Annotated in this window: 18 protein-coding genes and 3 tRNA genes; all 21 read left to right on the forward strand. The window is 64.2% G+C overall.

Annotation, left to right across the window (positions count from 1 at the left end):
- Positions 1 to 335: 335 nt before the first annotated feature.
- A complete protein-coding gene (tpiA, locus tag ACO6VK_RS05230) occupies positions 336 to 1,091 on the forward strand; it encodes a triose-phosphate isomerase (protein WP_422505876.1) in 756 nt (251 codons plus the stop codon).
- Positions 1,092 to 1,145: 54 nt separating this feature from the next.
- A complete protein-coding gene (secG, locus tag ACO6VK_RS05235) occupies positions 1,146 to 1,598 on the forward strand; it encodes a preprotein translocase subunit SecG (RefSeq protein ID WP_422505877.1) in 453 nt (150 codons plus the stop codon).
- Positions 1,599 to 1,650: 52 nt separating this feature from the next.
- A tRNA-Leu gene (locus ACO6VK_RS05240) sits at positions 1,651 to 1,735 on the forward strand.
- A 112-nt stretch (positions 1,736 to 1,847) separates the two neighbouring features.
- Positions 1,848 to 2,204, forward strand: a complete 357-nt coding sequence (locus tag ACO6VK_RS05245) for an NADH-quinone oxidoreductase subunit A (protein WP_411852688.1) — start codon at positions 1,848 to 1,850, stop codon at positions 2,202 to 2,204.
- Positions 2,195 to 2,749 (forward strand): NuoB/complex I 20 kDa subunit family protein, encoded by a 555-nt coding sequence (locus ACO6VK_RS05250; protein WP_017354657.1) that lies wholly within the window; start codon positions 2,195 to 2,197, stop codon positions 2,747 to 2,749. Before ACO6VK_RS05245 ends, ACO6VK_RS05250 begins: the two co-directional genes overlap by 10 nt.
- Before the next feature lie 32 nt (positions 2,750 to 2,781).
- Entirely contained in the window at positions 2,782 to 3,531 is a 750-nt protein-coding gene (locus ACO6VK_RS05255) for an NADH-quinone oxidoreductase subunit C (protein WP_017354658.1), read from the forward strand.
- The gene (locus tag ACO6VK_RS05260; RefSeq protein ID WP_422505878.1) at positions 3,528 to 4,835 is read left to right on the forward strand and encodes an NADH-quinone oxidoreductase subunit D; all 1,308 of its coding nucleotides are present in this window, start codon (positions 3,528 to 3,530) and stop codon (positions 4,833 to 4,835) included. Before ACO6VK_RS05255 ends, ACO6VK_RS05260 begins: the two co-directional genes overlap by 4 nt.
- 94 nt (positions 4,836 to 4,929) lie before the next feature.
- A complete protein-coding gene (gene nuoE, locus ACO6VK_RS05265) occupies positions 4,930 to 5,457 on the forward strand; it encodes an NADH-quinone oxidoreductase subunit NuoE (protein ID WP_422505879.1) in 528 nt (175 codons plus the stop codon).
- 3 nt (positions 5,458 to 5,460) lie between these two features.
- The gene (gene nuoF / locus ACO6VK_RS05270; protein WP_422505880.1) at positions 5,461 to 6,801 is read left to right on the forward strand and encodes an NADH-quinone oxidoreductase subunit NuoF; all 1,341 of its coding nucleotides are present in this window, start codon (positions 5,461 to 5,463) and stop codon (positions 6,799 to 6,801) included.
- Complete coding sequence (gene nuoG / locus ACO6VK_RS05275) at positions 6,798 to 9,041, forward strand: NADH-quinone oxidoreductase subunit NuoG (protein ID WP_422505881.1); 2,244 nt, start codon at positions 6,798 to 6,800, stop codon at positions 9,039 to 9,041. Before nuoF ends, nuoG begins: the two co-directional genes overlap by 4 nt.
- Positions 9,038 to 10,129 carry an NADH-quinone oxidoreductase subunit NuoH gene (gene nuoH / locus ACO6VK_RS05280; RefSeq protein ID WP_422505882.1) on the forward strand — a complete coding sequence of 364 codons (1,092 nt, stop codon included), beginning with the start codon at positions 9,038 to 9,040 and terminating at the stop codon, positions 10,127 to 10,129. The genes nuoG and nuoH overlap by 4 nt, the downstream gene beginning before the upstream one ends.
- 3 nt (positions 10,130 to 10,132) lie before the next feature.
- On the forward strand, positions 10,133 to 10,621 hold the full coding sequence (nuoI, locus tag ACO6VK_RS05285; RefSeq protein ID WP_017355930.1) for an NADH-quinone oxidoreductase subunit NuoI: 489 nt from the start codon (positions 10,133 to 10,135) through the stop codon (positions 10,619 to 10,621).
- Between the two features lie 6 nt (positions 10,622 to 10,627).
- Entirely contained in the window at positions 10,628 to 11,287 is a 660-nt protein-coding gene (locus ACO6VK_RS05290) for an NADH-quinone oxidoreductase subunit J (protein ID WP_422505883.1), read from the forward strand.
- Entirely contained in the window at positions 11,284 to 11,589 is a 306-nt protein-coding gene (nuoK, locus tag ACO6VK_RS05295; RefSeq protein ID WP_017355932.1) for an NADH-quinone oxidoreductase subunit NuoK, read from the forward strand. Before ACO6VK_RS05290 ends, nuoK begins: the two co-directional genes overlap by 4 nt.
- Before the next feature lie 7 nt (positions 11,590 to 11,596).
- Positions 11,597 to 13,783, forward strand: coding sequence for an NADH-quinone oxidoreductase subunit L (nuoL, locus tag ACO6VK_RS05300; RefSeq protein ID WP_422505884.1), 2,187 nt, complete (start codon positions 11,597 to 11,599; stop codon positions 13,781 to 13,783).
- Between the two features lie 23 nt (positions 13,784 to 13,806).
- A complete protein-coding gene (locus ACO6VK_RS05305) occupies positions 13,807 to 15,315 on the forward strand; it encodes an NADH-quinone oxidoreductase subunit M (RefSeq protein WP_422505885.1) in 1,509 nt (502 codons plus the stop codon).
- 36 nt (positions 15,316 to 15,351) lie between these two features.
- Entirely contained in the window at positions 15,352 to 16,812 is a 1,461-nt protein-coding gene (gene nuoN / locus ACO6VK_RS05310) for an NADH-quinone oxidoreductase subunit NuoN (RefSeq protein WP_411851630.1), read from the forward strand.
- Between the two features lie 126 nt (positions 16,813 to 16,938).
- A tRNA-Met gene (locus ACO6VK_RS05315) sits at positions 16,939 to 17,015 on the forward strand.
- Between the two features lie 147 nt (positions 17,016 to 17,162).
- Positions 17,163 to 17,239, forward strand: a tRNA-Met gene (locus tag ACO6VK_RS05320).
- Positions 17,240 to 17,695: 456 nt separating this feature from the next.
- Positions 17,696 to 18,286, forward strand: coding sequence for a ribosome maturation factor RimP (gene rimP / locus ACO6VK_RS05325; protein ID WP_422505886.1), 591 nt, complete (start codon positions 17,696 to 17,698; stop codon positions 18,284 to 18,286).
- A gap of 4 nt (positions 18,287 to 18,290) precedes the next feature.
- Positions 18,291 to 19,802 (forward strand): transcription termination factor NusA, encoded by a 1,512-nt coding sequence (nusA, locus tag ACO6VK_RS05330; RefSeq protein WP_422505887.1) that lies wholly within the window; start codon positions 18,291 to 18,293, stop codon positions 19,800 to 19,802.
- Positions 19,803 to 19,887: the final 85 nt, after the last annotated feature.

Consider the following 19,887-nt stretch of genomic DNA (forward strand, 5'->3'; position numbering starts at 1 on the left):
CCCCCAGGCACTCCGAAACGCCCACTCCCTGGCCGCGAGCCGCAGATGGCTTTCCGATCCGGTTGAGGCAGTGTGTGAGGGGCGAGGACCGCTGCACCCCGTAGCGACGCTCCAAAACATGGATGTTTTGGAGCAGCCCCCAGGGATGGGTTCACGGCGTGTCGCGGAGGGGTGCACCGGGCCTCGCCCCTGCGCGATAGCAAACAAACCGCCGCGCTCTTCGCGCCAAACCCGGCCACGGATCATTATCCATTTGAAATGTAAGCGTTTTCGGCGGGGCGTTGATTCGTTACATCCGGTATCATTGCCCGTTGATACCCAACTGGAGCCCCGCCATGCGCCGCAAGATCGTCGCCGGTAACTGGAAGCTGCACGGCAGCCGCCAATTCGCCACTGACCTGGTCAGTGACCTGGTTGCCAGCCTGCCGCGCGATGGGGTGGAGGTCGTCATCCTGCCGCCCCTGCCGTATCTGGGCGAGCTGGTCGAGGACTTCGAGGGCCGGGCCATCGCCTTCGGCTCGCAGGACGTGAGCTCCAACGAGAAGGGCGCCTACACCGGCGAGGTCTCGGCCTCGATGCTGGCCGAGGTCGGGGCCCGCTATGGCCTGGTCGGCCATTCCGAGCGTCGCCAGTACCATAATGAATCCAGCGAGCTGGTGGCGCGCAAGTTCGCCGCCGCCCTTCATGCCGGCCTGGTCCCGGTGCTGTGCGTGGGCGAGACCCTGGAGCAGCGCGAGGCGGGCCAGACCGAGCAGGTCATCGCCGGCCAGCTCGCCCCGGTGCTGGCCCTGGTCGGCCCGGCGGGCTTCCAGCACGCCGTGGTCGCCTATGAGCCGGTCTGGGCCATCGGCACCGGCCGGACCGCCAGCAAAGAGCAGGCCCAGCAGGTCCATGCCTTCATCCGTGGCGAAGTGGCCAAGCTGGATGCTAGAATCGCTGATTCGTTGCCGATCCTTTACGGTGGCAGCGTGAAGCCCGACAACGCTGGGGAACTGTTCGCGCAGCCCGATGTCGATGGTGGGCTGGTGGGCGGCGCCTCCCTGGTGGCCGCGGACTTCCTGGCCATCGTCGATGCGGCGGCCGGGCGCTAACAAGATAATGTGCCGACCGACCGTCGGCGCGACATGTCCGAGGACGGATTCGAAATGCTGATGTTGATCCTCAATGTGGTCTACGTGCTGGTGGCGGTGGCCATGATCGCGCTCATCCTGATGCAGCGTGGTTCCGGCGCGGCCGCAGGTTCGGGTTTCGGCGCGGGCGCCTCGGGGACTGTGTTTGGCGCGCGTGGCGCGTCCAACTTCCTGTCCAAGTCGACCAAGTGGCTGGCCGTGGTGTTCTTCGGTATCAGCCTCTTCATGGCCTGGTACGCCAGCCACGGCTCGCGCCCGGCTGCGCAGCAGGACCTGGGGCTGATGTCGGCCCCGGTGGAAAGCGTGCCGGCCGCGCCGGCAGGCGAGCTGCCGGTGGTGCCGAAGGCCCCGGTTGCACCCGCCCAGACCCCGGCCCAGCAGCCGGTTCCGCAGGCCACTGTGCCGGCTGAGGCGGAAGCGAAAACTTCTGGTGAAGAAAAGCCTTCGGAAGGCACCCAGAATCGCTGAAGACGGTTACAATATGCGGCGCATTGGGAAGTAACCCCCGGTGCGATCGTAAGCCCAGGTGGCGGAATTGGTAGACGCACTACCTTGAGGTGGTAGCGACGAGAGTCGTAGGGGTTCGAGTCCCCTCTTGGGCACCATTGTTTGTAAGCGGATTTCGTCTGGCGCGCACGGCGCCAGGTAGCGGAGTCCGTCCACTCCCCCATGCCAAAGCGCCTGCAGGCGCAGCGGCAGAGGCAAGAGAGAATCGCTGTGCTGGCCGAATATTTGCCGTCTCTGCTGTTTCTGATCGTTGCCACCGGTATCGGCGTTGCGCTGATGCTGGTCGGCCGATTCCTCGGTCCACGACGTCCTGATCTGCAAAAGCTCTCGCCGTACGAGTGCGGCTTCGAGGCTTTCGAGGACGCGCGCATGAAGTTCGATGTGCGCTACTACCTGATCGCGATCCAGTTCATCGTATTTGACTTGGAAATCATTTTCATCGTGCCGTGGACCCAGGTCTTCATGGAACTGGGTGCGCGTTCGTTGGTCACGATGGGCCTGTTCGTGGGCATGCTTTTCCTCGGTTTCATTTACGTCTGGAAGAAGGGAGCGCTGGAATGGGAGTGATTCAGACTCTCGATGGCCTGATGAACAACCCGGTCCCGGAAGGGCGGGTCGACGACATCCTGCGCCCTGAAGGCGACAACCCGCTGCTCGAAAAGGGCTACGTGACCACCAGCGTTGACGCGCTGTTGAACTGGGCGCGTACCGGCTCGATGTGGCCGATGACCTTTGGTCTGGCCTGCTGCGCGGTGGAAATGATGCATGCCGGCGCGGCGCGTCTGGATCTTGACCGCTACGGCGTGGTGTTCCGCCCGTCGCCGCGTCAGTCCGACGTGATGATCGTGGCCGGCACCCTGGTCAACAAGATGGCCCCGGCGCTGCGCAAGGTCTACGACCAGATGCCGGACCCGAAGTGGGTCATTTCGATGGGCAGCTGTGCCAACGGTGGCGGCTACTACCACTACTCCTATGCAGTAGTGCGTGGTTGCGACCGCGTGGTCCCGGTGGACGTGTACGTCCCCGGGTGTCCGCCTACCGCCGAAGCGCTGGTGTACGGGATCCTGCAGTTGCAGAAGAAGATCTGGCGTACGCAGACCATCGCCCGCTGACATTCCTCCTGACAAGAGCACGCCAAGCCCCCATGGCAGAGCAAGCATCCTTCATCGACCGACTTTCCGCACGCTTTGCCGGTGCGCAGGTCTTCGTGGTCGAACCCCGCGGCGAAGTGACGCTGGAAGTGCCCGCCGCTGACTGGCATGCCACCGCCCTGGCGCTGCGCGACGAATTCGGTTTCGAGCAGTCCGTCGACCTGTGCGGCCTGGACTACCTCGGCTACGGCAGCGACGAATGGGATACGGCCGACGTGTCGTCCCAGGGCTTCAGCCGTGGCGTCGAGGGCAAGTCCGTCGGTCGTTTCGCATGGGGCGAGTTCCCCACCCGCGAAACCAGCGATGGCGCCCAGCCGCAGCCGATTCCGCTGCAGCGTTTCGCCGTGGTCGCCCAGCTGCGTTCCTACCAGCACAACCTCACCATGCGCATCCGCTGTTTCGCGCCGAATGAGGAACTGCCGGTGGTCGCGTCGCTGACCAGCGTCTGGCCGGGCCTGAACTGGTTCGAGCGCGAAGCGTTCGACCTGTACGGCGTGATCTTCGAAGGTCACCCGGACCTGCGCCGGATCCTGACCGACTACGGTTTCGTTGGCCATCCGTTCCGCAAGGATTTCCCGCTGATCGGCAACGTCGAAGTGCGCTACGACGAAGAGAAGAAGCGCGTGATCTACGAGCCGGTCACCTCGGTGGAGCCGCGTGTCGGCGTGCCGCGCGTGATCCGTGACGATGCCCGTTTCCAGACCGCTGCCGGCGAAAGCGCGCAGACGGAGGCAGTAAAGTGAGCGAATTCCACCAGGCCAGCCAGGCCTTTGCGAGCAATTCCGCCGAAAGCCGGCAGGAAATCCGCAACTACACGATGAACTTCGGCCCGCAGCATCCGGCCGCGCACGGTGTGCTGCGCCTGATCCTGGAAATGGACGGCGAAACCATCATGCGTGCCGACCCCCACGTGGGCCTGCTGCACCGTGGTACCGAAAAGCTGGCCGAGTCCAAGCCGTTCAACCAGTCGATCGGCTACATGGATCGCCTGGATTACGTGTCGATGATGTGCAACGAGCACGCCTACGTGCGCGCGATCGAAACCCTGATGGGGATCGAAGCGCCCGAGCGTGCGCAGTACATCCGCACCATGTTCGACGAAATCACCCGCATCCTGAACCACCTGATGTGGCTGGGTTCCAACGCGCTCGATCTGGGCGCGATGGCCGTGATGCTGTACGCGTTCCGTGAGCGCGAAGAGCTGATGGACTGCTACGAAGCCGTCTCCGGCGCGCGCATGCACGCGGCGTACTACCGTCCGGGCGGCGTCTATCGCGACCTGCCGGACCGCATGCCCAAGTACAAGGAATCGCGCTGGCACAAGGGCAAGGCCCTGAAGAACCTCAACGCCGCGCGCGAAGGTTCGCTGCTCGATTTCCTCGAGAACTTCACCGTCGAGTTCCCCAAGCGCGTCGACGAGTACGAGACCCTGCTCACCGACAACCGTATCTGGAAGCAGCGTACCGTCGGCATCGGCGTGGTCACCCCGGAACTGGCCCATGCGTGGGGCATGACCGGCGTGATGCTGCGTGGCTCGGGCATCGCCTGGGATCTGCGCAAGAAGCAGCCGTATGCCAAGTACGATGCCGTCGACTTCGACATTCCGCTGGGCAAGGAAGGCGATTGCTACGATCGCTACCTGGTCCGCGTGGCGGAGATGCGCGAGTCCAACCGCATCATCAAGCAGTGCGTGCACTGGCTGCGTGCCAACCCCGGCCCGGTCATGGTCAAGAACTTCAAGGTCGCGCCGCCCAGCCGCGAGGACATGAAGGACGACATGGAAGCGCTGATCCATCACTTCAAGCTGTTCAGTGAAGGCTACTGCGTTCCCGCCGGCGAAACCTATGCCGCGGTCGAAGCGCCCAAGGGCGAGTTCGGCTGCTACCTGATGTCCGATGGCGCCAACAAGCCGTTCCGCGTGCACCTGCGCGCGCCGGGGTTCGCCCATCTGTCCTCGATCGACTCCATCGTGCGCGGGCACATGCTCGCCGACGTGGTGGCCATGATCGGCACCTACGACCTGGTGTTCGGCGAGGTGGACCGGTAATGGCAAGCGCATGCACGATGCCTGACACCCGCCGGCTGCTGCCGGCGCTGCAGGTTCTGGTTTTCCACGATTTGGTATTCGCTGAGGTCGGCCGATGAAGGCGACAGGTAATTTCGAGGCGGCGCGCGACGTCGACCCGATGGTGGTGTTGAGCGACAAGACGCGCGCGCATATCGATCACTGGCTGGCCAAGTTCCCGCCGGATCGCAAGCGCTCGGCCGTGTTGCAGGGCCTGCATGCGGCACAGGAACAGAACCAGGGCTGGCTGACCGACGAACTGATCGCCGGCGTTGCCAAGTACCTGGATCTGCCGCCGGTGTGGGCCTATGAGGTCGCCAGCTTCTACTCGATGTTCGAGACCGAGAAGGTCGGCCGCCACAACGTCGCCTTCTGCACCAACATCAGCTGCTGGTTGAACGGCGCCGAAGACCTGGTCGCGCATGCCGAGAAGAAGCTCGGCTGCAAGACCGGCCAGTCCACGGCCGATGGCCGCGTCTACCTCAAGCGCGAAGAAGAATGCCTGGCCGGTTGCGCCGGTGCGCCGATGATGGTCATCAATGGCCATTACCACGAGCGCCTGACCGTCGAGAAAGTCGACGAGCTGCTGGACGGGTTGGAGTAAGACATGGCACATCATCACGCACCCAAGGGTCCGGTCGGTCCTGCACCGCTTCCGCACCAGGTGGTTTACACCACGCTGCACTACGACACCCCGTGGTCGTACGAAAGCTACCTCAAGACCGGTGGCTACGCCGCCCTGCGCAAGATCATCGAAGAGAAGATCTCGCCGGAACAGGTCATCGAGATGGTCAAGCAGTCCAACCTGCGCGGCCGCGGTGGCGCCGGCTTCCCGACCGGCCTGAAGTGGTCCTTCATGCCCAAGGGCACCATGCAGAAGTACATCCTCTGCAACTCGGATGAATCCGAGCCGGGCACCTGCAAGGACCGCGACATCCTGCGCTACAACCCGCATTCGGTCGTGGAAGGCATGGCAATCGCCTGCTACGCCACCGGCAGCACCGTGGGCTACAACTACCTGCGCGGTGAGTTCCACCACGAGCCCTTCGAGAACTTCGAGCAGGCCCTGGCCGACGCGTACGCCAACGGCTGGCTGGGCAAGAACATTCTCGGCAGCGGCGTGGACATCGACATCTACGGTGCGCTGGGCGCCGGCGCCTACATCTGCGGCGAAGAAACCGCGCTGATGGAGTCGCTGGAAGGCAAGAAGGGCCAGCCGCGCTACAAGCCGCCGTTCCCGGCCAATTTCGGCCTGTACGGCAAGCCGTCGACGATCAACAACACCGAGACCTATGCTTCCGTGCCGGCGATCATCCGCAACGGCCCGGAATGGTTCCAGAGCCTGAGCCTGACCAAGAACGGCGGTCCGAAGATCTTCTCGGTCTCCGGCTGCGTGCAGAAGGGCGGCAATTTCGAAGTGCCGCTCGGCACCACCTTCGACGAACTGCTGGAGATGGCCGGCGGCCTCAAGCCGGGCCGTACCCTGAAGGGCGCGGTTCCGGGTGGTGTGTCGATGCCGGTGCTGAAGGCCGAGGAGCTCAAGGGCCTGCAGATGGACTACGACACCCTGCGTGCCCTGGGCACCGGTCTGGGGTCGGGCGCCATCGTGGTGCTCGACGACAGCGTCTGCTGCGTCAAGTTCGCCTGCCGCATCTCGCAGTTCTTCCACAAGGAATCCTGTGGCCAGTGCACCCCGTGCCGTGAAGGTACCGGCTGGATGCACCGCGTCCTGGAGCGCATCGTTGCCGGCAAGGCCACGATGGAAGACCTGCACCAGTTGAAGGCAGTGGCCGGCCAGATCGAAGGCCACACCATCTGCGCGTTCGGTGAAGCGGCGGCATGGCCCATCCAGGGCTTCCTGCGCCAGTTCTGGGACGAATTCGAGTACTACATCGTCAACGGTCATTCGATGGTTGACGGCAAGAAGGTGGAGGCAGCCGCTGCATGAGCGCGCAACCCAACAATCCTGGTGGCACCCCGGCGATCGTGCCGGAAGGGCATGTGACCGTCGAAATCGACGGCCAGTCCCTGGTCGTGCCCAAGGGCTCGATGATCATCCAGGCCGCCGACAAGGCCGGCATTCCGATCCCGCGCTTCTGCTACCACGAGAAGCTGCCGATCGCGGCCAACTGCCGCATGTGCCTGGTCGACGTCGAGAAATCGCCGAAGCCGGCACCGGCCTGCGCCACGCCGGTCATGGATGGCATGAAGGTCGCCACCCGCAGTGAAAAGGCGCTGAAGTTCCAGCGCTCGGTGATGGAATTCCTGCTGATCAACCACCCGCTGGACTGCCCGATCTGCGATCAGGGCGGCGAGTGCGAACTGCAGGACGTCTCGCTCGGCTATGGCCGTTCGGTCAGCCGCTTCAACGAGCGCAAGCGCGTGGTGGCCGACGAGGACATGGGCCCGCTGGTCGCCACCGAAATGACCCGCTGCATCCAGTGCACCCGCTGCGTCCGCTTCACCGCCGACGTTGCCGGTACCTATGAACTGGGTGGCATGTACCGCGGTGAGAACCTGCAGATCGGTACCTACGACGGCAAGCCGCTGACCACCGAGCTGTCCGGCAACGTCGTCGACGTCTGCCCGGTCGGCGCGCTGACCAACAAGGTGTTCCAGTTCCGCGCCCGCCCGTGGGAACTGACCGCGCGCGAATCGCTGGGCTACCACGACGCGATGGGCTCGAACCTGTTCCTGCACGTGCGTCGCGGCGAAGTGCTGCGTGCGGTGCCGCGCGACAACGAGTCGGTCAACGAATGCTGGCTGTCCGATCGCGACCGCTATTCGCACCAGGGCCTGTATAGCGACGACCGTGCGGTCAAGCCGCTGCGCAAGGTCAATGGCGAGTGGAAGGAAGTGAGCTGGGCCGAAGGCCTGGCCGCTGCCAAGGACATCTTCGCCGCCCACCAGGGCGACGATCTCGGCGTGCTGGTGCACCCGTCGGCCTCGAACGAGGAGGGCGCACTGCTGGCCCGTCTCGCCAGCGGCCTGGGCACCACCAACATCGACCACCGCATCAACAACCGCGACTTCTCCGACGCCGCCACCGCCGAAATCTTCGGCCTGCCGCTGGCCGAGATCGAAGCCGCCGACAGCATCGTGGTTCTGGGCAGCAACATCCGCCACGAACTGCCGCTGCTGCACGCCCGTCTGCGCAAGGCGCAGACCACGCGCAACGCGAAGATCCACGCGATCAACCCGGTGGATTTCGATTTCGCCTTCAAGCTGGCCGGCAAGCAGATCGTGGCCCCGTCGAAGTTCGTCGATGCCCTGGGCAACGCCGAGCTGCGCCAGGCCGTGACCGGCAACGCCGTGCTGATCGTCGGTGGCATCGCCGAAAACCACCCGCAGGCCGCCGCCATCCGCGCTGCCGCGCGTGATTTCGCTGCCGCCACCGGTGCCAAGCTGTGCCGTATCCCGCAGGGCGCCAATGCCGTCGGCCTGACCCGCGCCGGCGTGCTGCCGGCCGGCAAGGACGTCAATGCCATGCTGGCCCAGCCGCGCAAGGCATACGCCCTGTACGGCATCGAGCCGGGCCTGGACTTCGCCGACGCCGCCGCTGCCCGCAAGGCACTGGCCGGTGCCCAGGTGGTGGCCTTCAGCCAGTTCGCCTGCGCCTCGACCCGCGATGTGGCCGACGTGATCCTGCCGATCGGCGCGCTGCCGGAAGTGGACGCCACTCTGACCAACCTCGACGGTCGCGAGCAGACGGCCCGTGCCGGCGGCAAGCTGCCGGGCGAGGCGCGTGAAGGCTGGCGCGTGCTGCGTGCGCTGGGCGGCGAGCTGTCGCTGGCCGGTTTCGAGTTCATCGACCTGGCCGGCCTGCGCGCCAGCCTGGCCCCGGTCAGCGTTGCGGTTGCTTCGTCTGCCGCCGCACCGGTCGCTGTCGACGGCCTGGAAGTGGCCTCGACCGCCGCGATCTACCGCACCGATGCGGTGGTCCGTCGCGCCCAGGCGCTGCAGTCGCACCCGCTCAACAACGCGCCGCGCATCGTGCTCAACGCCGACGACGCCGCGCGCCTGCAGCTGGTCGAAGGGCAGATGGCCAAGGTCGGCACCGATGCCGGTCGCGCCACGCTGCCGGTGGTTGTCGACGCCCGCGTCGCCGCGGGGTCGGTCTGGATTGAATCGGGCCACGGTGCTACCGCGCCGCTGGGTGCCGCACGCGTAACGGTGGTGGCTGCATGAACGAATTGCTGTTGAACGCGGTCGACCCGCTGCACCAGTGGCTGCTGTCGCTGGGCGAGATCGGCGCGCTGGCCTGGATCATCCTGAAGATCCTGGTGATCACCATGCCGGTGATCATCTCGGTGGCCTTCTACGTGGTCTGGGAACGCAAGCTGATCGGCTGGATGCACGTCCGCCACGGCCCGATGTACGTGGGCATGGGCATCTTCCAGGCCTTCGCCGACGTCTTCAAGCTGCTGTTCAAGGAAATCATCCAGCCGGCCAGCTCGCACAAGGCCATGTTCGTGCTGGCGCCGCTGATCACCCTTGCTCCGGCCTTCGCGGCGTGGTCGGTGATTCCCTTCGATGCGAAGATCGTGCTGTCCAACGCCAACGCCGGCCTGCTGTATCTGTTGGCGATGACGTCGCTGGGCGTGTACGGCATCATCCTCGCCGGTTGGGCCTCCAACTCGAAGTACGCGTTCCTGGGTGCGATGCGCGCCTCGGCGCAGATGATCAGCTACGAAATCGCGATGGGCTTTGCCCTGGTCGGCGTGATGATCGCCTCGGGCAGCCTCAACCTGAGCAACATCGTGCTGGCCCAGGCCGGCAACTCCGGTCTGTTCGACTGGTTCCTGCTGCCGCTGTTCCCGCTGTTCGTCGTGTACTGGGTGTCCGGCGTGGCCGAAACCAACCGCGCGCCGTTCGACGTGGTGGAAGGCGAGTCGGAAATCGTCGCCGGCCACATGGTCGAGTACTCCGGCGGTGCGTTCGCGCTGTTCTTCCTGGCCGAATACGCCAACATGATCCTGATCAGCTTCCTGATCTCGATCTTCTTCCTCGGCGGCTGGCTGAGCCCGATCCAGGGCTGGGTCACCGCGGACATCTCCCCGTGGATCGACTGGATCTGGAAGGGCGGCTGGCCGTGGTTGCTGCTGAAGGTGTTCTTCTTCGCCAGCTCGTACATCTGGTTCCGTGCCAGCTTCCCGCGCTTCCGTTACGACCAGATCATGCGTCTGGGCTGGAAGGTCTTCATCCCGCTCACCATCGCGTGGATTGCTGTTACGGCTGTGATGGTGTTCTACGGCGTGATCCAGAAGGGCGTCTAAGTGATGAATCGAATTACCCATTACTTCAAAAGCCTGCTGCTCCTCGAGCTGCTCGGGGGGCTGTGGCTGACCCTGAAGTACGCGTTCAAGCCGAAGTACACCCTGATGTACCCGATGGAGAAGTTCCCGCAGTCGCCGCGTTTCCGCGGCCTGCACGCGCTGCGTCGTTACCCCAACGGCGAAGAGCGCTGCATCGCATGCAAGCTGTGCGAAGCGGTGTGCCCGGCGCTGGCGATCACCATCGACTCGGCCAAGCGCGAGGACGGCACCCGCCGTACCACCCGCTACGACATCGATCTGTTCAAGTGCATCTTCTGCGGCTTCTGTGAAGAAAGCTGCCCGGTGGACTCGATCGTCGAGACCCACATCCTCGAGTACCACTTCGAGAATCGTGGCGAGAACATCGTTACCAAGCCGCAGCTGCTGGCCATCGGTGATCGGCTTGAAGCCGAGATCGCCGAGCGTCGCGCCGCCGATGCCGCTTTCCGCTGAGGTCGAATGATGGATTGGGTAAATATCGCTTTCTGGGTCTTCTCCATCGTGGCGGGCATCTCCGCCGCGGCGGTGATCAGCGTGCGCAATCCGGTGTATGCCGTGTTGTGCCTGATCCTGACCTTCTTCTCCGTGGCCTGCATCTGGATTCTGGTGGGCGCCGAGTTCCTGGGCGTTGCCCTGGTGCTGGTGTACGTCGGCGCGGTCATGGTGCTGTTCCTGTTCGTGGTGATGATGCTGGACATCGATGCCTCCAACCTGCGTGAGGGCTGGGTGCGTTACCTGCCGATCGGGCTGGTGGTCGCGGTGACCATGCTGGTGCAGATGCTGGTGCTGATCGGCGTGAAGGGCAGGGCGGTCAATCCGTTCCCGGTCGACAACGCTGCCGCGCTGGCCGCCGACACCTCCAACATCACCTGGCTGGCCCGCAGCCTGTTCACCGAATACCTGCTGCCGTTCGAGTTCGCTGCCGTCATCCTCACCGTGGCCGTGGTCGCCGCCGTGATGCTGACCCTGCGTCGCCGCAGCGGCCTGAAGACCCAGAACCCGTCCCTGCAGACGATGGTGAAGGGCAGCGACCGCCTGCGCATCGTCAAGATGGACGCGGAGAAGCCGCTGGTGCACACCGTTACCAAGCCGTCGAGCGACGAGGAGGCCAAGCCATGATTACCCTCGGCCATATTCTGGCGCTGGGCGCGCTGCTGTTCTGCATCAGCCTCGCCGGCATCTTCCTCAACCGCAAGAACATCATCGTGCTGCTGATGTCGGTCGAGCTGATGCTGCTGTCGGTCAACATCAATTTCGTCGGGTTCTCGCGGGAACTGGGTGATACGGCCGGACAGCTGTTCGTCTTCTTCATCCTGACCGTGGCCGCGGCCGAGGCCGCCATCGGCCTCGCGATCCTGGTAACCCTGTTCCGTAACCGCCGCACCATCAATGTCGGCGAAGTCGATTCGCTGAAGGGCTGATCCGTAGATGGAAATCACTCTCTCCAAGAGTCTGTTGATCGCAGTGGTGCTTGCACCGCTGTTCGGCAGCATCATCGCTGGCCTGTTCGGTCGCCAGGTGGGTCGCGCTGGCGCGCAGGCGGTCACGATCCTCGGCGTCGCAGTGAGCTGCGTCCTTTCCAGCTATGTCCTGTACATGCTGCTGTGGGGCGGTGCCCAGCCGTACAACGAAAACGTCTACACGTTCTTCGAAGTGGGCCGCTACTCCGCGCATGTCGGTTTCATGATCGACAAGCTGACCGCGATGATGATGGTCGTGGTGACCTTCGTGTCGTTCCTGGTGCACGTGTACACCATCGGCTACATGCAGGACGATCCGGGCTACCAGCGGTTCTTCAGCTACATCTCGCTGTTCACCTTCTCGATGCTCACCCTGGTGATGAGCAACAACTTCCTGCAGCTGTTCTTTGGCTGGGAAGCGGTGGGCCTGGTGTCGTACCTGCTGATCGGCTTCTGGTTCAAGCGCCCGACCGCGATCTTCGCCAACATGAAGGCGTTCCTGGTCAACCGCGTGGGCGACTTCGGCTTCATCCTCGGCATCGCCGGTGTGATGTGGGTGTTCGGCACCCTGGACTACGCCACCGTGTTCGCCAATGCGCCGGTGCTGGCGCAGCCTGAGATGGCGTTGCAGGTCTGGTCGGGTTCGATCAGCCTGTTCGGCCAGAGCTACCAGCTGATGAGCGAGCCGGTCATCTGGTCGATCGCCACCATCATCTGCATCTGCCTGTTCATCGGTGCGATGGGCAAGTCCGCCCAGGTGCCGCTGCACGTCTGGCTGCCGGACTCGATGGAAGGCCCGACCCCGATCTCGGCACTGATCCACGCCGCGACGATGGTCACCGCGGGCATCTTCATGGTCACCCGCATGTCGCCGCTGTTCGAGCTGTCGCAGACGGCGCTGAACTTCGTGCTGTTCATCGGCGCCACCACCGCGTTCTTCACCGGCCTGATCGGCATCGTGCAGAACGACATCAAGCGCGTCGTCGCGTACTCCACGCTGTCCCAGCTGGGCTACATGACCGTGGCGCTTGGCGTGTCGGCCTACTCGGCGGCCGTGTTCCACCTGATGACCCACGCCTTCTTCAAGGCGCTGCTGTTCCTCGGCGCGGGCTCGGTGATCATCGCCATGCACCACGAGCAGGACATGCGCAAGATGGGCGGCCTGCGCAAGTACATGCCGATCACCTTCGTGACCATGTGGATCGGCACGCTGGCCCTGGTCGGCACGCCGTTCTTCTCCGGCTTCTACTCCAAGGACACCATCATCGAGGCCGCGCAGCACCATGCGCACGTCTCCTCGAGCTGGGTGGCGACCTACGGCTACTGGGCGGTGCTGGGTGGCGTGATCGTCACCAGCTTCTACAGCTTCCGTCTGCTGTTCCTGACCTTCCACGGCAAGGAACGCTTCCGCGACGCGCATGACGACCACGGCCACGGCCATGACGATCATCACGCGGCCCATGACGACCATCATCATGCCGCCGACGCGCACCATGACGACCACGGTCATGGCCACGGTCCGCACGAGCCGCACGAGACCCCGTGGGTGGTCACGCTGCCGCTGATCCTGCTGGCGATCCCCTCGATCGTGATCGGCTTCTTCAGCATCGGTCCGATGCTGTACGGCACCGACTGGGCCGGCCACCACGCCGAGCACGCGGTTCCGGGGCAGGTGCATTCGTTCTTCACCGGCATCGTCGACTTCTACAATCCGGCGCGCGACACCATCGGTGCGCTGGCCGAAGAGTTCCACGGTCCGGTCGCCTTTGCGCTGCACGGCATGATGGCGCCTGCGTTCTTCCTGACCGTGGCCGGTTTCCTGCTGGCGGTGCTGTTCTACCTGTGGAAGCCGGAGCTGGCGGGCAAGGCCCGCAAGACCTTCGCGCCGCTGGTGTCGGTGCTGGAGAACAAGTACGGTTTCGACAAGCTCTGGATCGGCGGTTTCGCCGGTGGCGGCATCAAGCTGGGCAAGGTTTCGCGCGCGATCGACACGAATGTGGTCGATGGTGTGGTGGTCAACGGTTCGGCGCGCCTGATCGATCTGGCGGCCAACCTGCTGCGTCGCACCCAATCCGGTTTCCTCTATCACTACGCCTTCGCGATGATCATCGGCCTGATTGCCCTCCTGGGCGTCCTGATGCATTACCTGCGTTGATGACCTGTACGGAATAAGAAGACGTGTCGAACTGGCCCCTACTCAGTGTTCTCATCTGGCTGCCGATCATCGGCGGTGCCTTGATCCTTGCCATCCGTGACGCCCAAACCGCCCGCTGGGCGTCCCTGGGCGTGGCGGTGCTGACCTTCGTGGCCAGCCTGTCGCTGCTCAGCGGCTACGACGTGGCCAACGACGCGCTGCAGTTCGTCGAGACCCGCGCCTGGATCCCGTCCTACGACATCGGCTACAACCTTGGCGTCGATGGCATCGCGATCGCGCTGATCCTGTTGACCACGCTGGTCTCGGTCCTGGCCCTGATCGGCGCCTGGAGCGCGATCGACAAGCGCGTCAACCAGTACGTGGCCGCCTTCCTGATCCTGGAAGGCGTCACGGTCGGCATCTTCGCCGCGACCGACGCGATGCTGTTCTACGTGTTCTTCGAAGCGATGCTGATCCCGATGTTCCTGATCATCGGCGTCTGGGGCGGCCCGCGTCGCATCTACGCGGCGATGAAGTTCTTCCTGTACACCTTCCTCGGCTCGGTGCTGATGCTGGTGGCGCTGATCTACCTGTACCTGAAGGGGGGCAGCTTCCAGCTGGCCGACCTGTACCAGCTGCAGCTGTCGGCCGCCGAGCAGACCTGGATCTTCTTCGCCTTCCTGATCGCCTTCGCGGTCAAGGTGCCGATGTTCCCGGTGCACACCTGGCTGCCGGACGCGCACGTGGAAGCGCCGACCGCCGGTTCGGTGATCCTGGCCGCCATCGCACTGAAGATCGGCGGTTACGGTTTCCTGCGCTTCAACCTGCCGATCGTCCCGGACGCGTCGCAGGAATGGGCGTGGCTGGTCATCGCCCTGTCGCTGATCGCCGTGATCTACGTCGGCCTGGTCGCCCTGGTGCAGGACGACATGAAGAAGCTGATCGCCTATTCGTCGATCGCGCACATGGGCTTTGTCACCCTGGGCACCTTCATCGCCCTGTGGCTGGTGCGTGACGCCGGCAACCCGGACGCCGCGCGTCTGGGCCTGCAGGGCGCGATGGTGCAGATGATCTCGCACGGTTTCGTGTCGGGTGCGATGTTCTCCTGCGTCGGTGTCCTGTACGACCGCATGCACAGCCGCCGCATCGCCGATTACGGCGGCGTGGTCAACGTGATGCCGTGGTTCGCCACCTTTGCCATGCTGTTCTTCATGGCCAATGCGGGCCTGCCGGGTACCAGCGGTTTCGTCGGCGAGTTCATGATCATCATGGCCAGTTTCCAGCGCAATCCGTGGCTGGCACTGGGCGCGGCCACCACGTTGGTGATCACCGCGGCCTATACGCTGTGGCTGTACAAGCGCGTGTTCTTCGGTGAAGTGGCCAATGCCCATGTCGCCGAACTGAAGGACATCAACGGTCGCGAGTGGCTGGTGCTGGGTGTGTTTGCCGTGGGCACCCTTGCCCTGGGCCTGTACCCCAAGCCGCTGACCGACCTGATGGAGCCCTCGATCGCGAAGCTGGCGATGCAGATCGCATCCAGCAAGCTGCTGTAATCGGGCCGTCGAGAGTATTGATTCCAGGATTTGATGATGACCACCTCGCCGCTGTTGCCACTGACCGCCGCCGACCTGCCGCCGCTCGCTCCCGAGCTGGTGCTGATTGGTAGCGCCTTCACCTTGTTGATCCTGGATCTGTTCATCAGCGAAAAGAACAAGATCTGGACCCACCTGTTCTCGGTTGCCGCGCTGGGCGTGGTGCTGTTCATGCTGGCCACCGGTGTGGGCGGGCAGGGCGAGGTGTTCCACGGCATGTTCGTCCGCGACACCGCGGCCGACGTGATGAAGACCGTGATCGTGCTCTGCAGTGGCCTGACCCTGGTCTACGGCTGGAGCTACCTGCGCGAGCGCAAGCTGTTCCAGGGCGAGATTCCGGTGCTGATCCTGTTCGGCACGGCCGGCATGATGATCCTGGTCTCGGCCGGCAGCCTGCTGATGGTCTACCTCGGCCTGGAACTGCTGGCGCTGTGTTCCTACGCGCTGGTGGCCAGCAACCGTGAGAACGGCCTGGCCTCCGAAGCGGCGATGAAGTACATCGTGCTCGGTTCGCTGGCATCGGGCCTGCTGCTGTACGGCATGTCGCTGATCTACGGCGCCACCGGCTCGCTGCACCTGGACGTGATCCACGCGGCGATTCCGCACTCGGAAGAGAAGATGCTGCTGCTGACCGGCGCGGTGTTCATGATCGCCGGTGTGGCCTTCAAGCTGGGTGCCGCTCCGTTCCACATGTGGCTGCCCGACGTGTACCAGGGCGCACCGGCCCCGGTCGCGCTGTTCATCAGCTCGGCACCGAAGCTGGCCGCGTTCGGCATGGCCTACCGCCTGCTGGAAGTGGGCGTGGGCCCGCTGTCGGACGAGTGGAAGTACCTGATCGGTGGCCTGGCCGCGCTGTCGCTGGTGGTGGGCAACCTGATGGCGATCGCCCAGACCAACCTCAAGCGCATGCTGGCGTACTCGACCGTCTCGCACATCGGCTTCCTGCTGCTGGGCATTGCCGGCGGTGGCGAGCAGGGGTATGCAGCGGCACTGTTCTACGCCCTGAGCTACGCGATCATGTCGACCGCCGGCTTCGGCGCGATCATCGCGCTGTCGCGCAGCGGCTTCGAGGCCGAGAACATCAATGACTTCAAGGGTCTGAACGCCCGCAACCCGTGGATGGCCGGCCTGGTGCTGTGCATCATGGCGTCGATGGCCGGCATTCCGCCGTTCCTGGGCTTCTGGACCAAGCTGGCCGTCCTCGGCGCAGCGATCAACGGCGGCATGCTGTGGCTGGCGATCCTGGGCGTGCTGTGCGCGGTGGTGGGCTGCTTCTACTACCTGCGCGTCATCAAGGTCATGTACTTCGATGAGCCGGTGGGCGAGCCGCTGCCGGCCAACAACGACCGCGTGCTGGGCGTGGTGCTGGGCGTGAACGCCCTGGCGCTGCTGGCCCTGGGCCTGGCCTGGAACCCGATCATGGTGTGGTGCCAGCAGGCATTTGCACATCTTGCGTAAAAAACGATACAAAACTGCGCAATTAGTGTAATATTCGTTTCCTGAGTTGTTGATGCAGCGGTTTCGCCAGAACATCGTTGCGGTAGGTTCCCACCCCGGTGGGTCCACCAACTCTTCCGCTACTGCTGCGGGGTGGAGCAGTCTGGCAGCTCGTCGGGCTCATAACCCGAAGGTCGCAGGTTCAAATCCTGCCCCCGCTACCATATCGACCCGGTGAAAGCCGGGTGGTGGACGAACCAGGCGATCCCGGCAACGGGGTCGCCTTTTTCGTTGCAGGGACCGGCAACGGTTTCGCGGTGTTTCAAAGGGGTTGCGCGGGAGTGAAAACTCCCTTACAATTCCGCTTCTGCTGCGGGGTGGAGCAGTCTGGCAGCTCGTCGGGCTCATAACCCGAAGGTCGCAGGTTCAAATCCTGCCCCCGCTACCACAGAAAATCTGCAGTGCAGATGCAGTAGACGAAAAGGCGATTCCGGCAACGGGGTCGCTTTTTTCGTTGTGGGGTGGCGCAGGGCAGGTGCGCGGGGTGTTCAGCTTCCGCAATAGCCGTCTCGCACAGCGCCCAAGCCATTGCACCAGCGCGGTGCAGCGGCTATCATCAGCGGCTTAGCGGACTGTCCATGCGCATCCTATCAACGGACGTGAATGCGGCCCGCTACCGGCTTCCAGGAACGGCACCCTGTAACCAGGTCGCCGTGACCCCCCGGAAGGCTGGGCTCGCAGGAATACACGCCGCGTGTGTTCCCGCTACCGGAATCCAGCATGACCGGAGTTGTACCGGACAAGGGGCCCAGCGGGCCCTTTGTTGTTTCCGGAATGTGGCCAGTGGTGTTGGGCCAGCGCAACTGGCCACGCCAGTATCTCTTTCAACGAATCAAGGCAGACTGTGAGCGACAAGGCAACCGAAATCGCGAATCTGCTCGCCCCCACCGTTCAGTCGCTGGGTCTCGAGCTGCTGGGCGTGGAATATCTGACTGCCCCGGGCGGTGCGACCCTGCGCCTGTACATCGACGTGCCGCTGGCCGAACAGCCCGAGCGCATCGTCAACATCGACGACTGCGAGCGCGTGAGCCGCGAAGTGTCCGCGCAGCTGGACGTGGAAGACCCGATCAGCGCCAATTACACGCTGGAAGTGTCCTCGCCGGGCGTGGACCGTCCGTTGTTCACGGGTGAGCAGTTCGAACGCGCCCTCGGCGAATCCGCCAAGGTGACGCTGAAGCTGCCGCAGGATGGCCGTCGCCGCCTGCAGGGCGAGATTCTCGCCGTGGATCTGGAACAGGGTACGGTCACCTTCAAGGTCGACAATGCCCCGTTCACCGCCGATGTCGAGAATATCGACAAGGCACGCATCATGCCGGACTGGGCCGCTCTCGGCCTGGCTCCGACCAAACCGACTGGCCCGGCACCCAAGCAGGGTGGCAAGGCGAACAAGAAACCATCCAACGAGCCGGCGGCCAAGAAGCCGCGCGCGGAGTGAGCCAATGAGCAAGGAACTTTTGCTGGTAGTGGATGCGGTCGCCAATGAAAAGGGCGTTCCGCGTGAAGTGATCTTCGAGGCCATCGAGGCTGCACTGGCGTCGGCCGCGAAGAAGCGTTATCCGGACCAGGAAGTGCTGGCCCGTGTGTCGATCGACCACAAGGACGGCAACTACGAAACCTTCCGCCGCTGGGAAGTGGTGGCCGACGATGTGGTGATGGAATCCCCGGATCGCCAGATCCGTCTGATGGATGCCATCGACGAAGCCGACGGCGTTGAAGTGGGCGACTACATCGAAGAGCAGATCGAAAACCCGGACTTCGGCCGTATCGCCGCACAGGCCGCCAAGCAGGTGATCGTCCAGCGCGTGCGCGAAGCCGAACGCCAGCAGGTTGTCGATGCGTGGAAGGACCGCGTTGGCGAGCTGGTCACCGGTGTGGTCAAGCGCGCCGAGCGCGGCAACATCTATGTGGACCTGGGCGGCAACGCCGAGGCCTTCATTCCGAAGGACAAGGGCATTCCGCGCGACGTGCTGCGCGCTGGCGACCGCGTGCGCGGTTACCTGGCCGAAGTCCGTTCGGAACCGCGTGGCCCGCAGCTGTTCATCAGCCGCGCCGCGCCGGAATTCATGATCGAACTGTTCAAGCTCGAAGTGCCGGAAGTCGGCCAGGGCCTGGTCGAGATCAAGGCCTGTGCACGCGATCCGGGTGACCGCGCCAAGATCGCCGTGCTCGCCCACGACGCGCGCACCGATCCGATCGGCGCCTGCATCGGCATGCGCGGTTCGCGCGTGCAGGCCGTGTCCAACGAGCTCAACGGTGAGCGCGTGGACATCGTGCTGTGGAACGACAACCCCGCCAACTTCGTCATCAACGCGATGGCCCCGGCGGAAGTGCAGTCGATCATCGTCGATGAAGAAAAGCATTCGATGGACCTGGCCGTGGCGGAAGAGCGCCTGGCCCAGGCGATCGGCAAGGGCGGCCAGAACGTGCGCCTCGCCAGCCGCCTGACCGGTTGGCAGCTCAATGTGATGACCCAGGACCAGGTGACCGCCAAGTCCGAGGCAGAGCAGGGCGTTGCCCGCCAGCTGTTCATGGACAAGCTGGAAGTGGATGAAGAAATCGCCGCCATCCTGGTGACCGAAGGCTTCAACACCGTGGAAGAAATCGCCTACGTCCCGGTCGGCGAACTGCTGGCCGTGGAAGGCTTCGACGAAGACATCGTCGAAGAGCTGCGTGCCCGTGCCCGCGATGCGCTGCTCAACGAAGCGCTGGCGGTGGAAGAGGGTCTGGAAGACGGTTCGCCGTCCGAAGACCTGCTCGCCCTGGAAGGCATGGACGAGGCAACTGCCTACGCCCTGGCCGGTCATGGCGTGCGAACCAGTGAGGACCTGTCGGACCTGGCCGCCGACGAGATCCTCGAGTTCGGTATCGAGGACCTGGACCAGGAGCGCGCCGCCGCTCTGATCCTGGCCGCCCGAGCCGAGGAGATCGCCCGCTTGGAGCGCGGCGAATGAGCCAGCGATGAACAGTGCCCTGACCCGATCAGGGCTTAGACTCCGCGCTGCCTTCGCACGTTTCGAGGGAGCGCCAACCAGATCA

Source organism: Stenotrophomonas sp. GZD-301, assembly GCF_049310345.1.
GTDB lineage: Bacteria > Pseudomonadota > Gammaproteobacteria > Xanthomonadales > Xanthomonadaceae > Stenotrophomonas.

Coding starts and splice junctions, on each gene's coding strand:
- nuoL (WP_422505884.1), top strand. CDS start 11,597: ATGGAAATCACTCTCTCCAAGAGTCTGTTGATCGCAGTGGTGCTTGCA.
- nuoF (WP_422505880.1), top strand. CDS start 5,461: ATGGCACATCATCACGCACCCAAGGGTCCGGTCGGTCCTGCACCGCTT.
- nuoN (WP_411851630.1), top strand. CDS start 15,352: ATGACCACCTCGCCGCTGTTGCCACTGACCGCCGCCGACCTGCCGCCG.
- nuoH (WP_422505882.1), top strand. CDS start 9,038: ATGAACGAATTGCTGTTGAACGCGGTCGACCCGCTGCACCAGTGGCTG.
- secG (WP_422505877.1), top strand. CDS start 1,146: ATGCTGATGTTGATCCTCAATGTGGTCTACGTGCTGGTGGCGGTGGCC.
- nuoG (WP_422505881.1), top strand. CDS start 6,798: ATGAGCGCGCAACCCAACAATCCTGGTGGCACCCCGGCGATCGTGCCG.
- nusA (WP_422505887.1), top strand. CDS start 18,291: ATGAGCAAGGAACTTTTGCTGGTAGTGGATGCGGTCGCCAATGAAAAG.
- nuoE (WP_422505879.1), top strand. CDS start 4,930: ATGAAGGCGACAGGTAATTTCGAGGCGGCGCGCGACGTCGACCCGATG.
- tpiA (WP_422505876.1), top strand. CDS start 336: ATGCGCCGCAAGATCGTCGCCGGTAACTGGAAGCTGCACGGCAGCCGC.
- ACO6VK_RS05290 (WP_422505883.1), top strand. CDS start 10,628: ATGATGGATTGGGTAAATATCGCTTTCTGGGTCTTCTCCATCGTGGCG.
- nuoK (WP_017355932.1), top strand. CDS start 11,284: ATGATTACCCTCGGCCATATTCTGGCGCTGGGCGCGCTGCTGTTCTGC.
- ACO6VK_RS05255 (WP_017354658.1), top strand. CDS start 2,782: ATGGCAGAGCAAGCATCCTTCATCGACCGACTTTCCGCACGCTTTGCC.
- ACO6VK_RS05250 (WP_017354657.1), top strand. CDS start 2,195: ATGGGAGTGATTCAGACTCTCGATGGCCTGATGAACAACCCGGTCCCG.
- nuoI (WP_017355930.1), top strand. CDS start 10,133: ATGAATCGAATTACCCATTACTTCAAAAGCCTGCTGCTCCTCGAGCTG.